General features: G+C 45.6%; 18 protein-coding genes. 12 read left to right on the forward strand and 6 right to left on the reverse strand.

Annotated features, from left to right (window positions below):
- Window positions 1-241: 241 nt before the first annotated feature.
- The 11 genes from ACFS25_RS20565 to ACFS25_RS20615 all read left to right on the forward strand — a co-directional run bounded on the left by ACFS25_RS20565 (window position 242) and on the right by ACFS25_RS20615 (window position 6,131).
- On the forward strand, window positions 242-583 hold the full coding sequence (locus tag ACFS25_RS20565) for a sll1863 family stress response protein (RefSeq protein ID WP_456243003.1): 342 nt from the start codon (window positions 242-244) through the stop codon (window positions 581-583).
- A 179-nt stretch (window positions 584-762) separates the two neighbouring features.
- Window positions 763-1,026, forward strand: coding sequence for a hypothetical protein (locus ACFS25_RS20570; RefSeq protein WP_381504765.1), 264 nt, complete (start codon window positions 763-765; stop codon window positions 1,024-1,026).
- 366 nt (window positions 1,027-1,392) lie between these two features.
- The gene (locus ACFS25_RS20575) at window positions 1,393-1,953 is read left to right on the forward strand and encodes a hypothetical protein (RefSeq protein WP_381504767.1); all 561 of its coding nucleotides are present in this window, start codon (window positions 1,393-1,395) and stop codon (window positions 1,951-1,953) included.
- 11 nt (window positions 1,954-1,964) lie between these two features.
- Window positions 1,965-2,921, forward strand: coding sequence for a mechanosensitive ion channel family protein (locus ACFS25_RS20580; protein WP_381504770.1), 957 nt, complete (start codon window positions 1,965-1,967; stop codon window positions 2,919-2,921).
- 92 nt (window positions 2,922-3,013) lie between these two features.
- Complete coding sequence (locus ACFS25_RS20585; protein ID WP_381504773.1) at window positions 3,014-3,415, forward strand: hypothetical protein; 402 nt, start codon at window positions 3,014-3,016, stop codon at window positions 3,413-3,415.
- A gap of 93 nt (window positions 3,416-3,508) precedes the next feature.
- Window positions 3,509-3,979 carry a DUF305 domain-containing protein gene (locus tag ACFS25_RS20590; RefSeq protein WP_381504775.1) on the forward strand — a complete coding sequence of 157 codons (471 nt, stop codon included), beginning with the start codon at window positions 3,509-3,511 and terminating at the stop codon, window positions 3,977-3,979.
- Between the two features lie 165 nt (window positions 3,980-4,144).
- Window positions 4,145-4,477: a response regulator transcription factor gene (locus ACFS25_RS20595; RefSeq protein ID WP_381504777.1), complete on the forward strand. Its 333-nt coding sequence runs from the start codon at window positions 4,145-4,147 to the stop codon at window positions 4,475-4,477.
- 179 nt (window positions 4,478-4,656) lie between these two features.
- Window positions 4,657-4,836, forward strand: a complete 180-nt coding sequence (locus tag ACFS25_RS20600) for a winged helix-turn-helix domain-containing protein (RefSeq protein WP_381504779.1) — start codon at window positions 4,657-4,659, stop codon at window positions 4,834-4,836.
- A 6-nt stretch (window positions 4,837-4,842) separates the two neighbouring features.
- The gene (locus ACFS25_RS20605; RefSeq protein ID WP_381504781.1) at window positions 4,843-5,238 is read left to right on the forward strand and encodes a hypothetical protein; all 396 of its coding nucleotides are present in this window, start codon (window positions 4,843-4,845) and stop codon (window positions 5,236-5,238) included.
- A gap of 106 nt (window positions 5,239-5,344) precedes the next feature.
- Window positions 5,345-5,602 carry a HAMP domain-containing protein gene (locus tag ACFS25_RS20610; protein ID WP_381507025.1) on the forward strand — a complete coding sequence of 86 codons (258 nt, stop codon included), beginning with the start codon at window positions 5,345-5,347 and terminating at the stop codon, window positions 5,600-5,602.
- A 244-nt stretch (window positions 5,603-5,846) separates the two neighbouring features.
- Window positions 5,847-6,131, forward strand: a complete 285-nt coding sequence (locus tag ACFS25_RS20615; RefSeq protein ID WP_456243004.1) for a PDDEXK nuclease domain-containing protein — start codon at window positions 5,847-5,849, stop codon at window positions 6,129-6,131.
- Between the two features lie 55 nt (window positions 6,132-6,186).
- On the opposite strand, the gene ACFS25_RS20620 is transcribed toward ACFS25_RS20615, so the two are convergent.
- Window positions 6,187-6,558: a winged helix-turn-helix transcriptional regulator gene (locus tag ACFS25_RS20620; RefSeq protein WP_381504782.1), complete on the reverse strand. Its 372-nt coding sequence runs from the start codon at window positions 6,556-6,558 to the stop codon at window positions 6,187-6,189.
- Window positions 6,559-6,650: 92 nt separating this feature from the next.
- Between ACFS25_RS20620 and ACFS25_RS20625 the strand changes: the two genes are divergently transcribed.
- On the forward strand, window positions 6,651-7,529 hold the full coding sequence (locus ACFS25_RS20625) for an SDR family oxidoreductase (RefSeq protein ID WP_381504783.1): 879 nt from the start codon (window positions 6,651-6,653) through the stop codon (window positions 7,527-7,529).
- Window positions 7,530-8,347: 818 nt separating this feature from the next.
- Here ACFS25_RS20625 and ACFS25_RS20630 read toward each other — a convergent pair.
- The 5 genes from ACFS25_RS20630 to chrA form a co-directional block, all read right to left on the reverse strand.
- Window positions 8,348-8,953 carry an alpha/beta fold hydrolase gene (locus tag ACFS25_RS20630; RefSeq protein ID WP_381507028.1) on the reverse strand — a complete coding sequence of 202 codons (606 nt, stop codon included), beginning with the start codon at window positions 8,951-8,953 and terminating at the stop codon, window positions 8,348-8,350.
- A 146-nt stretch (window positions 8,954-9,099) separates the two neighbouring features.
- Window positions 9,100-9,639, reverse strand: coding sequence for a VOC family protein (locus ACFS25_RS20635; RefSeq protein ID WP_381504785.1), 540 nt, complete (start codon window positions 9,637-9,639; stop codon window positions 9,100-9,102).
- A 53-nt stretch (window positions 9,640-9,692) separates the two neighbouring features.
- A complete protein-coding gene (locus ACFS25_RS20640; RefSeq protein ID WP_381504787.1) occupies window positions 9,693-9,983 on the reverse strand; it encodes a helix-turn-helix transcriptional regulator in 291 nt (96 codons plus the stop codon).
- A 213-nt stretch (window positions 9,984-10,196) separates the two neighbouring features.
- A complete protein-coding gene (locus tag ACFS25_RS20645; RefSeq protein WP_381504789.1) occupies window positions 10,197-12,080 on the reverse strand; it encodes a malate synthase in 1,884 nt (627 codons plus the stop codon).
- Between the two features lie 265 nt (window positions 12,081-12,345).
- Window positions 12,346-13,548 carry a chromate efflux transporter gene (chrA, locus tag ACFS25_RS20650; RefSeq protein WP_381507031.1) on the reverse strand — a complete coding sequence of 401 codons (1,203 nt, stop codon included), beginning with the start codon at window positions 13,546-13,548 and terminating at the stop codon, window positions 12,346-12,348.
- Between the last annotated feature and the right edge of the window lie 53 nt (window positions 13,549-13,601).

Consider the following 13,601-nt stretch of genomic DNA (forward strand, 5'->3'; position numbering starts at 1 on the left):
TAGCGTTTCGATTTCGGGATCGTTTCTGTTTTTTTTAATTGCAGTATATTCTGCCGGCTACTTACCAGAAAAGATTAATTCTAAGCACTTTATAAGCATTACTTAAGTCCTTTCCAATACGACTATCCGTACTTTACAATCAATTACTACAACTTAATACCAACGTTATGGCTTTCAAGCCTGAAACAGTCGCGAGGATAAGTCACGAACCGAAAAAGCGGTTGAAAATACGGGCGACGCTATAGAGGCAGACACCAAAGACGCAGCCGATCAGGTATCTGATGATCTCCAGACGGAGCGGTCTAAAGCCGTAGCTAATATGGAGGAGCAACGCGACAAACTCAATCAGAAAATCGACGAGCTAACCGATAAGATGAATGATAAAAGCAACAAAGCAGACAAGACAATGAGCCGACAAGTAGATAAATTAAAAACAGAGCGCCAGGACTTGGATAAAGATATTGATGTCGCTAAAAATGCAACGGCCGATGCCTGGCAGGACGTAAAAGCAGGCTTCAGGAAAGCAGGACGTTCCGTTGGCGACGCCTTTGATAAAGCGGGTGATAAGCTCGATAACAAGTAGTCATTGGCCCGTGAGCTGCGGCAGAAGGTGTATTTTACGTCTACGGTAGTCCCGTTGCCGTGGCATAAAAAAAGCAGCGACGAGTCCAGCAGAAGGCCGAATCAGCGGATGACTTAACTGAGCAACCAGTATAACCTGAATAGCATAATTAACTTATAGTTAAACGAGTCAATCACGATATGGAAAGCGAAGATAGAGAAGACATTATCCGGGCCAAACAGGCCATTTCGCCCAATGGGCTGGAAAACCAGTCGGCCGAAGGGCACAGTGGGGTTAGCAGTGAACAACCCGTCAGTGATTTACCCGATGAAAAACTTCCCAATGAAGAACTGAGGGATAAGTACACGGACGGCCCCGACGAGCCGAGTGAAAACGTGCGGGTCATGAATCCGAATCGGAACCCGAACGACAAGCCAAACATCGACAAACCAGCCTACGATTAGTCCGGTGGAAAGAAAAAAACTCATTTCAATACTCAATAAGTATGAAAAGTTTAGTGATTGCCCCCGGTTTATTCCTAGTGGCCAGCCGACACAGGTTCAGAATGTAACGGTGGACACCGACAAAAAAGTGAATACCGATTTCAGTAAGTACAAAACCTGATCTTCGAAAAATACACGGATAGGGCCGAGCCGATAAGTATTAACGGATCGAAGCGCATGAAACGACGGTTTCCCAATTCAGATGGATCATTGTTTTATGCGCTTCTTTACCTCTTGGCATTCGCTTTGACTGGCCGCTAACTCGGCAAACATTATATCCATGCAGGAAACAAAACTCCATGAATCTTTTATCATAAACCTTTTACGATGGCTACCGACCAACGAACGCACCAACCCACTTTTCCATCCGGCTCAAACACATTATATATACTCTACGGCGTTATCATCCTCCTGGTTCTGGGTGTGGGCTATTTGCTCTATAAGAACATAGCCTCAAATAAAGAATTCGAGCAGGAACGAAGCCAGTTACGCGAAACCATACGAAAAAATCAACTTACCAACGACCAGCAACAACTCCAGTTTGGTATGAAAACCTTTGTTTGGGCGGTTCGCAACGCCTTACTTCACAACAAACCCGGCGAAATCAATGAGTACTTCAACACACTGATCAAAGACCGGGGCATCAAGGAAATGTTGCTGGTTGACCCTGCCGGGCAAGTGACAATTTCAACCAATAAGAAAAACCAGGGTATCGCCTTCGCCAGCCGTTTTCCAGCCTATCTTCTTCAACAGCAGGATATTTATTTTAAGGAAAATGTACTTTATGAATTATCGGCTCCTGTTACCTCACCCAACAAACGGCTCGGTACGCTAATCATGTTTTATAAGTCTGCTCCCATCTTGCCTGATTCGTCAGTAGCAAACTAATTCCACTCGTTTTGACCTACTCCGCGTTTCTGTTTCTCCAGCCAAATGGTGTCAACGAGCCCCCGTTTACGTTCAATGACGGCATTACCCTATTCTGGCATACCGTTCGTGACTTTATGAAAGGGACCGTCGAACGGTTGCCATACCTCATCGTTGGCGCGCTTGTGTTTATGCTGTTCTGGCTGCTGGGAAAAGGTGTCAAGAAAATTATCAATAAAGTGGCTGTTCAGAACCACTCTATCGACGACACGCTGGCCAGCCTGGTGAGCCGTATTGTCAATGCATTCATTACCATCATCGGCTTTCTAGCGGCCTGCGTGGTTGTCTTTCCGTCCTTTAAGCCCGGCGACATTATTGCGGGCCTGGGCGTTACCTCAGTGGCTATTGGCTTTGCCTTTAAAGATATTCTCCAGAATTTCTTTGCTGGCATTCTGATTCTGTGGCGTCGGCCTTTCAAGGTTGGCGATCAGATAAAAGTCAAGGAGTATGAAGGAACTGTCGAAGAGATTAACATGCGTTCTACGCGGCTCAAAACCTACGATGGTGAGCGGGCCATTCTGCCGAACGGCGATGTATACACGAGTTCGATCCTGGTTCGAACCGCCTATCCTAAACGTCGCATAAAATTTGTGGTGGGCATTGGCTATCCCGATTCCATTGAAGAAGCCCGGCAAGTTATTCACGACGTACTGGCGGGCATTGAGAGCGTCCTGAAAGAGCCTGGCCCCTGGGTGTACGTAACGGAACTGGCCGGGTCGTCGGTGAATCTGACCGTTTATTTCTGGGTCGAATCCCAGCAGGCTAATGCGCTGAAAGTGAGCGATCAGGTGGCGACGGGCATTAAGCTGGCGCTGGATAAAGCGAGTATCGACATGCCGTTCCCACACACGGTGGTCTTATTGGAGAATCAGCCTGACGGCCCTGCCGTTCTATCCCGACCACCTGCAAAGTCAAAAGCCGTTGGCTAGTCCGAACGACACCTATTTCCATCCTGAATTACACGCCTAAACATCCGTTTCCTTTCTGGTATTTTTTCTCTACTTATAAACGTCTTAAAACAATGAAAACGATTCACACGGTCTCTATGATGTTGCTTACGATCATAGTACTCAATTCATGTACCCCTAAAATGACTTTTGTTACGTCGGCTATTGTTCCGGCAGCAACCGGATCAGTAAACATAAAAAAGGATAAGAACAAGAATTATGTCATTGACGTAAACGTGCAAAACCTGGCTGAGCCTAAAAATCTAAGTCCAGCCAAAAACACGTACCTCGTCTGGATGGAATCAAGTGAGAATTCAGCTAAAAAATTAGGCCAATTGATGCCGAATGGCAAGGCGCTAAAAGCATCCCTAAAGGCAACCGCCATAAACGAACCAAAAACAGTTTACATTACGGCTGAAGACAATGCAGACGTTCAAAATCCAGACGGCCAAGTCATATTGACGACCAAACGATAACAAATATACCCCTTCCAGAAATTGTAGTTAACCTTGGTCGGTGACCTCTGAAAATATAATGCCTATACACTCTACTCAACAAGAGATAATAGTATGGAAAAGAACATGAATATGCAACAGAGGAGTTACCGAAAATTCGGTCTAATGCTCGCCGTTTCCTACATTGTCATGCAGGCGGTTATGTACTTGAACGTGGACCAGTTCAGCCATGTCTATATTGGTCTTACCCGGCTCTATATGACCATACTGATGGTAGCTCCCATGGCACTGATCATGTTGGCTTTCATGGGATCAATGTATAAAAACAGGCGAACAAACGGTCTGATCATAGGCGCTAGTATTGTCACGTTTATTGGGGTGTTTATTCTGCTACGAACGCAGACTTTTGTGAATGACGAACAATATATGAAAGCCATGATTCCGCACCACTCCTCAGCAATTATGGTTAGTAGGGCAGCTGCGCTGAAAGACCCGGAATTACGTAAATTGGCAACGGGAATCATTGAATCGCAGGAACGCGAGATTGCTGAAATGAAAGCAATTTTAGCCCGAATGAACAAGTAGCCGAATCCATACGGTTGTTACCTGTGGCCGCAAATAATGTAATGCCAAATGCGCAACTAAAACCATAGGCGCTAGCTATTCGGCTTTCCGGGTAGCAATTTTTGAGAATGGCACTCTTACTGATAACTTGTTCGACAAAATCAGTATCTAAGTCCGGTAATACCTTTGCGAATTCTGATCGTTGAAGATGAGCTTAAATTGGCTATATCCTTAAAAAGGGGCCTCAAAGAGTTTGGTTTTCAAGTCGCTGTGGCATTTGGTGGGGCGGCTGCCCGCCGGGCAATTGATTTTAGCGAAGTTAATCTGGTCATTCTAGATGTCAACCTGCCTGACGTAAGTGGCTCTGCCCTATGCCGGGAAATTCGTACCCGTAATGTTAATCTGCCCATCATTATGCTGACGGCGCTGGGTACCATCGAAAACAAGCTAGCTGATTTTGACGCCGGAGCGGATGACTACGTGATGAAACCCTTTGAATTAACTGAACTCCTCGCCTGAATTCAGGCCATTCGAAAATGGGCCCATCAGGCTGGTAGTCCATTCAATATCAGTCGGTTAACAATTGCAGATTTAGTGCTTGACCTACGCAAAAAAACAGTCAGTCGAGCTGGGTACCCCATTCGTGTTACCCCCGGGAAATTGCGCTGTTGGAGTATTTTCTGAGGAATTAGGGCACGATGCTTAGCCGAAATGAAATAGCCGAGCATGTCTGGAACATTCGTTTCGACACGGGTACGGATCTGATCGATGTGTGCATTAATTCACTTCGTAAAAAAATCGATAAAGACTTTCCCAACAAGCTGATTCACACTCGAAAAGGTATTGGCTTTATCAAGAAGGAGTCCCACGACTTATAGCTGCCGATGACACTTCGCACGCAACTCTCGCTGACTTTTATTGCCGTCGTATCGCCGATTCTGTTACTATTATTAGTTAATTTCTATTACTATTTTTCGCTCTCGAAACAGGAAGACTTTCTGACAAAGCTTAAGAGCCGGGGCATTCCCATGACCCACCTACTGCTCGAAAAACAGTCGATCAACGAACCTCTGCTTCGGCGAATTGACAAGGATACGTACACAGCTTATTCCGACCGACGAGTCGCTATTCATGATCAGCGGAATAATCTGCTCTATGACAGCGGGGAGCTCGACAATCGGGAGCACCTGGTTCCTGCCTTCCTCATCACATTGACATTACTTGATCAAATTGGTCAACAGCACGAGGTGGCGCTAAAAGACAGTCGGCACCTGGGGTAGGTCTGTTGTTTCGATATCAGGGTCAATCGTATAAGATCGTTAGCTACGCGGTGGATGATTACGGGATACGCAAAACGCAAGAAGCTATTTTTGTGTCGGGAGCTTCATTTTTAGTGGCTTTCCTAATGGTCATCATACTGAGCCAGGTTTTGCCAAACGATCAATTAGGCCCATTTCGAATATGATGCATCAGATCGATCAGATCACCATATCGAATTTAGATACCCGATTGACGACCAGTAATGATAGAGACGAACTAGGTCGGCTGGCATATACATTTAACCAGATGCTCGACCGAATTTCATCCTTTGAACTCCAGCGTATTTTTGTTGCAAATGCCTCCCATGAATTACGTCCCCCCTAACGCTGCTGACGAATCAGATTGAGCCGGCATCAGTTCGTAGGTCCGACAGAAGCGGAGACACGATTGCCAGGCGGTTCGATTAAACGGTAAATGATTGGTCTATAAACGGCTGGTCTGCCTCCACAGGGTAGTCAGCACCACCACTAGTTATGCTTGCAGCATAACTGGACAATGCTAGCACCGCAATACTTCACTTGACTACATTTGATTTCAAGACTTTGAGCCATTCCAGTGAGAGAAGCTAATTAAAGTTAAACTTGAAAAGGGAAGGAAAAATACAACTGCACCGGACACGACAAGTCGATTACGGAGACTCGTTGCTATTGCCTTAAAGCTAGGTCGCTTCAAGGCAGCATGTAAAGGTCAAATGGAACTCTATCTGGGGTGGTTGAAACAGTATGAAATGTTAGAAGGCGAAGCTTCGCCGATTGGCCTAATTTTGTGCGCCGAGAAAACACGGGAGCACATCGAACTGCTGCAATTGGACAAGGGCGATATACGAGTCGCTGAATATCTACCCCATCAGTAGGTACCATGTCAACAGATTTTGTTCAGTTGACAGATTCTCAACTATGATTATTGAACTAGATCATTTTCATCTCGCCCTTTCTATGCATTAAGCCCCAGTCAATCATGGCATCAATAACAGTAATAATATTTTTGCCGGATTCTGTTAAGTTATACGCCACTAAAACAGGGGGGTGATTGGTTACCTTACGTTCTATCATACCATTGATCTCCAGTTCTTTTAGCTCCTTTGATAACATCCTGGGAGTTATCCCCTCTAGGCTGTCCAACAAATCTTTAAACCTGTTTTTTTGATAAAACAGGGCGGCAATGATGGGCAGTTTCCATTTGCCGCTTACAACATTCATCGTGTCTTTTAAGGCAAGGGTGAATTGTCGGGGACACTGATTCACCTCTGCCTGTTCTATCAACTCTCTAAAACTACTCATAATCAGACGATTATAGACTTACTATACAAAAGTATATCGTTTAGCACCAATAACGAATTTAGTTTTGCATCACATTCAACGAAACACAAACTATGATTCTTGTAACAGGGGCAACAGGACAATTGGGAGCTAAAACCATTGACCATTTATTGACCAAAGGCGTTAGGGCTGCTGACATGGCGGCATTAGTTAGAGATGCCGCAAAAGCACAAAGCCTAAAAGAGAAAGGAATTGAGGTACGAGTTGGTGATTACACGGACTACGATTCTTTAGTGAACGCTTTTACGGGTGTTGATAAGCTGTTATTGGTGTCCAGCAATGACAGAGGTGCGGTTGAAAACCGAACAGCTCATCACATCAATGTGATTAAAGCCGCCAAACAAGCAAACATTAAGCATATCGTTTACACCTCTTTTGTCAGAAAACCAACGTTTGACGAAACGGCCATAGCCGCTTTTCAAAACGCTCATGTTGAGTCAGAACTGTTTCTAAAAAATAGTGGCCTTGCCTATACTATATTGCAAAACGGCATTTATTTGGAGATGATTCCAGTTTTTGTCGGCGGCAACGTAGCTGAAACAGGGGTTATCCTGTTTCCTGCCCAGTCAGGTAAAGCTAGTTGGGTGCTTCGGGACGAATTGGCTGAAGCCGCTGCTCATGTGTTGGCTACTAATGGACATGAAAATAAGATATACGCCTTGACCAATACGGAATCGATTTCTTTCGACGAAATAGCCACCGATTTGTCTGCTACATTCGGGAAAGAAATCACGTATACATCTCCACCGGTAGATGAATTTGAATCCATTCTGAAAAAAGCAGGTGTGCCCGATTTGTATATAGGAATGTTTATGATGTGGGCTGTGGCTCAAGCACAGGGCGCCTTAGATGTAGAAGATACTACGTTAGCGTCTTTTTTAGGCAGGAAACCGACGAGTGTCAGGCAGTTTATCAATACTATCTACGGTTAAGCTGTTCTTACCCTCTCACCTACCGCTTACTTCAGAACAAAAAGTGTTTAGTAGCTTCAGGTTGCTACATTTACGCTTCCAGCCCGAAATCTGACTGGATTTACTCTATTTTTACTGGACACTAGATTAAGATTAATTCGAGTCGTGTCCAGTAAAAATAGAGTAAATCCACTAGACAGTTTGTTGCGGCAATTGCCAGATTATCAATCAGAATTAAAATATGACCTATTTTGCTCTATTTGCATAGATTAGTTCATTTGTTATCGTTCACGAAAAGGTCAATGATCATCATTAACTGAACTTGTAGTAATAAGCTACCAAAACCGTTCAAAAAAACGTCCTATTCAGATCGTGGTCCACTTCATAAATATTTTATTTATTCAACTACAATCAGTCGCATACGGCCTATTTCTAAATGGCCAAAGCCTTTCTGAAGTGAATTATATATCCGGGATAGTTACTAAACTAAAAACTACTGGTAACTGGAAATCAGCTAGTGTCGCATCGGAATATGCCACAGAAGTTGGTTCATTGGCCTCTATACTGGCAGAAGGTACTATTTATATCTTAAATGCAAGAGTAACCGAAATTGTAACTTGAAATGGTCTAATAAGTCGGCACAGTGAACTTGTCTAATTTTGCATGATTGAGTATTAAAGGTAGAGCCTACTCCCTGTTATAATAGGACGGCCCGGCTATCTGTAAAATCCATCTATGTCTCTGTGGATCTTTTGGACATCAGATGGATCTCTGGTTTTGGAAAGGTTCGCCTTGGCGTGAGTATAGACAAATTTGACTCTGAGTTCATATAACCTAAATTAATCCTGATCTGACACAAGAAAAGGGAGCAGATATACCAGTAACTGCTCAGGTTGTTCTTCCGCTAAATAATGACCACAATTCTTAATTAGTTGGGCATCGACTTTGCTTGCCAACGTTTCTACGGATTTTATACTAGCAGTTCCCAAGCCATGATCGCCACCTAATACCAGCGCAGGCATGGATAATTTGGCTCCCATCGTGTCTGAATCGGTCGGGCTGTTAAGCAGGCTTCGGTAATAGGAGAAGCCCGCTTTCATTCCTCCAGGGGCTGAGTAGCAGCGAACGTACTCCCGAATAGCTTCCTCTGTTATGGCCGATTGGGTAAATGTAGAATGCGTGAAGAACCAACGCAGGTAAATTTCTTCGCGCCCTTTTACCAGTAATTCGGGCAAATCTGCTACCATCTGGAAGGGGAACCACCACAATAATGGTTTATCGTTTGCAAAAAGCGGAGCCTGACCCACCTTAATTAGAGGAATGATTACGTCCAGAACGACTATTTTAGTAACGGTCGTGGCGTGCTTAGTAGCGTATTCATAAGCCACTTGCGCTCCCCAGTCGTGACCCACCAAGCGTATCTGTGAATAGCCAAGGTGTTGAATAAGTTAATGAATGTCTTCGCTGCGGGTGAGTGAGTCGTATCCGTGGGACATTTTTTCGGAGTCTCCGAGTCCGCGCAGGTCGGGTGCAATGACTGTATACTTTTGAGCCAATTGGGGCATAATGGTCAGTCTTGACTATCTCACAGCTACTTAGTAGCGAAGAAATGCTTTTGGGCCAGCATCGCTTCATCTAACGATTGCTGGATGTAGCTAATCCCTGCAATGGCCTCGGGGGTTGAGGCCCGCTTACCAATCTCAGGATTAGTAAAATCTACATCCTCTATCCGCTGATTGATCCACCACAGGTTACCAAAAGGATCTAGAATACGACACACTTTTTCGCCGAACCACAGCTCCGTGATGGCAGTCACTGAAGTAGCACCCAGTGCCAGCGCTTTCTGATAAGCCTGTTCAATATCGTCCACATACAGGTTGAGCAAACTAGGCGTAGGCCCCCATCCGGGGCGGGTATCAAAGAGTTGAAGCATCGCATCACCAAGACGAACGACAACATGAATAACCACGCCGGTGTTGTTGGTGATGCGACTGTTAGGCACTTCCTGGGCCCCAAATGCCGCTTGCATAAAATCGATTACTAGGGCCGAGGAGGGCGAAATAAGCCAAGGTGTTACGGTGGTATAGTGATCGGGAACCGTCTTGATTTTTGGCGTTTGATCAGCGTTCATTGTGCGTCTGGTTTTAGATGATAAGGCAAAGTAACGGATACTAAATGACAGCCTTATGTCAGGGGTTGCTGCTTATGTCGATACCTAAGTAAATATTCTTCCAGCGTCATTTTGTGAGGGGCAAATGTTGCTTCTGTAACCGACAGCTGTTGGATCCGGTCAAAGCGAAAAAGCCGGTAGTCTTTCCGCAGCTGGCACCAACCGATCAGGTACCAACTCTCCCCCACCCGATTGATGAAGGCAAACGGTTCAACCAGCCGAGAGGTAGTTTCAGGGCTGTTAGGCGACTGATAGTCCAGTCGGATAACTTTACGATCTGTCAGGGCCATTTGGATGGACAGCAATAAACGTCACATGGTTTATGTCTTCTGCACCAAAGAGGATGCGAAAAGCAGCGGTCTATCAAATCTGCTCGCTGTACTGAAAGCGACTCAACAGGTCGCGAATGTGGTCTTGCATAGTTGTCAATTTTAGGTGAAAATTGACAACCTATATCAGGCTAAGACAGCAAAATCACATTACCATAAATAAAACCGTGGGGTATAAGCAGGAATCTGTCACTTCGAAAAATCAAGATTTTCGGTGATGCGGGTACCCTCTTTCGCCAACGTATTCATGTATAAGTTGATCCTGTTCTTAGCCACATCAAGATTCGTATTGTTAAGGTTTATGTTTAGTAAATCAATAAACCAGGGAGGTTTTGTTCCGCTAAGAATGTAGGTGTCAGCTATTTCGCGGGCGATGGGTAGCGTAGTGGTTTTCGAAGAATCATAAACATCTTTATTCCCCGCATTTAGTAGTTTTTCATACTCTTGAACCAATAATTTTCTGTACAATGTTTCAGAAAAAACATCTCCGGCTTTTATATCAATTTCCGAATCATTTTCCGTGAGAATTGCCCCTTTATGAGCCCATTCCCAGAGAATACTTAACCGGATTTCGCCAGTGGCCATATCCTCCATTAAGTATAAGATATCATCATTGCCAAAGAAATCGGCTGGTTTCAACGCGGCTGCCTGCATCCCTTGCCCAAAGGCATTTCCGTATTGCAAGGCCACACTCAATAGGTTACGGGCACCACGAATATCGGTTGGAGCCGGTTCAATCAGAATCAGTCCATCAGCATCCTGCTGTGAGTAAGTTAGCCGGGCGAATTCTCTTCCCAGTTGGTTTGCTTCACCAACTTTCTCCCATACAGGTCTGACGATGTGAACCATTTTCCAGTGAGCAACCCATTTCCCGCTAGCCCCTTCGCCCTGTTCGCGTTCGGCACCAGCCACTGCTTTTTTCATACTAGCCGAAACGCCCGCTGCTGACCCAACTGGTATATCAGGTTCCATTCCACCCTGCCACAAGGCAAAATTACCATTGATATCAGGCGTATTGACGGCCCGGCGGACGCGGTCTTCGTAATTACGCATGTAGCCATATTTCATGGTAATGGCTTCAATATTGGGATTGATGAAGTCCTTATCCCACGCCATCGCATCAGACACACTATTGATATAATCCCAGCGTCCAGTGTTATAGCCCACAAAATGCTTCCCGAGAGCGGCCCGAATTTCCATCAACTGATAGGTTGCTTCAAGTTGTTCGACCAATACATATACCTTAATCGTTCCGATTTCCAGACCGAGGTGGTTTTCAAGTCCACTGAGCAGTTCATTCCATACACCAGCTTCTTCGGCAGTCTGTATTTTGGGTAGATATAATACGATAGACGAACCAGCTTTTTGCAGTGCTTTGTAATTATTTACCACATAGAGCATCGAGTCAACAATGGACGCGGCCATGGCCACACCATCCGCGTCGCGAATGTGACGGTCATCGAGATGAAGACCACGAGCCCGAAATATCTTGGTAGTGAAGTTTAGTTGTTCTTCCCAGTCACTAACAATGTCCCGCCCTAAAAAGGACCTCGACCAGCGGTTCATTTCCTCCGCCACGTTGGCTGCTACGATCAAAAATACCGGATCTTTATGAATAGCCAGTTTCAGGTTACGCTGGTTATCGAGCGACATAGTTGTAACCTGCCCTAGCGCATCTTCACCGTCGAACATCCAGCCGTCGGCACCAGATAACAGGGCATATGCTACATTTCGGATACTGTTTTCGACCGGCGTATTGGGTTTTGCCGCTGGTCCAGTTCCCTGAATCCATTGCCGTTGCAAATCGGCGGGAATTACTGACCCCTCAAATTTGCCCTCTCGCGCATCCTGAACGTTGATGGTTGTTCCGTGGATAGTACTCGCCGGATCGAGAAAGTCAATTCGTGTTTTATTTTGTTGACGCGCTGCTCTTCGCTGCATCCGCGTAGCCATGACCTCCTTGATACGTTTGTTGACGTGAGTTAATGCAGAAAGGGCCGAAAGGGTTTCATCCGTATAAACATCTTTGTAAGTATTTTTCAGATCGTTCCGAATGGTAATATTGCTGCTCATACGTCTAAATCAGAATGTAATGTAGTTTAATGATCGACTAAAGAGGTTTAGCCATTATTCAGCAAATGTGATCCCGACAAATACTGTGTCGGCGTTAGGCACAAATTGATTATCTGACGCCCAACATAGTAACGCTCAGGTGAAGATGAAAACTCATTGACTAATGCTTTAGGAAAGTCAAATCTTTCCCGAATACCTTCTCCGTTTTCCAGAGAAAGGAACTGGCAATCGTTGTAAGTTCTGCGAGATCGGCCCTGGTAAAGCCCTATAATAAGATTCCTGCTAGCAAGCCTCCAAAAATCAGCACATAAGACGGAATTTTCGTATATAAGAGTATACCAATCGTAAGAACCACCACTGCAACCGACGGCCAATAAGGAGCCATCGGCTCGAAAAGGGCAATGGCTGCTGCTGCAGTAAGTCCCGTACTGGCTGCATTAATACCCTCCAACGATGCACGAACCACACGGTAGCGTTTCAACTGTTCCCAAAAACGATAGACGAAAAAGATAAGAAACGTACCCGGCAGGAAAATACCGGCGGTGGAGACGAAGCTACCCCAGAACTGACCGTGCATACCGGCATCGCGCATGGAAAGCGCACCAATGTAAGACGCAAAGGCAAACACCGGCCCTGGTACGGCTTGTACTAGTCCAAGGCCCGACAAAAACTCTTCCCGCGTCAGATAATGCTTGAAGGCCACAAACTCGTTGTAAAGCATGGGCGTCAGCACCTGTCCTCCACCGAATACAAAACTGCCGTTCCGGTAAAAGTTCTCAAACAACCGAACCGGCAATGACTGCGTAAATGCCCCCAGCGTGGCCGCCCCAATGAATACGCCTAACCACAAAAAAAAGTTAGCCCACTGCACACGCAGGGGCTGCTTTTCCATTCGCTCCTGCTTGGCGTAAGTAAGCGCGGTAGTGAGCCCACCAACCAGAAGTACAATGGGCGTCATAACTGGCGACCGGAACAAATAGGCCACTACGGCGGCTGTAATAGCCAAGGCCAGACTAATCTGATTCTTAATAACTTTCTGCCCAATCCGGTACCCTGCCACCACCATAAACCCCACCGCCATCGGTTGAATAAACCGGGCGAATTGCAGCGATAATTTTTGTTGTTCGAGGTAATAGATACCCATTCCGGCGGCTGTCATGATGCTGACAGCGGGCAACACCCAAATGAACAACGTGATATAAGCGAGGTTCGGACCACCAATCTTAAAACCAATGGCCGTAATGGTCTGTGTGGAAGTTGGTCCTGGTAGTACTTGCCCGAGTGCATTTAGTTCCAGCAGTTCTTCTTCTGTTAAGTACCGGCGTTTTTGTACGAACCGGTCATAAAACATGGCCAAATGAACCTGCGGCCCACCAAAGGTCGTCAACGCCAGAATAAGCACATCTCTCAGAAAGATGATGTAGCGTATTCGGCGCACGGGTTTGGTGGTCGTCAGGTAAGGCAGCATTGGCGAAAAGTCAGGATTAGTCAAATATAGTCAGGCAATTGGCTTGCATCAAT

The sequence above is a fragment of the Spirosoma flavum genome (assembly GCF_042686045.1).
Classification (GTDB): domain Bacteria; phylum Bacteroidota; class Bacteroidia; order Cytophagales; family Spirosomataceae; genus Spirosoma; species Spirosoma flavum.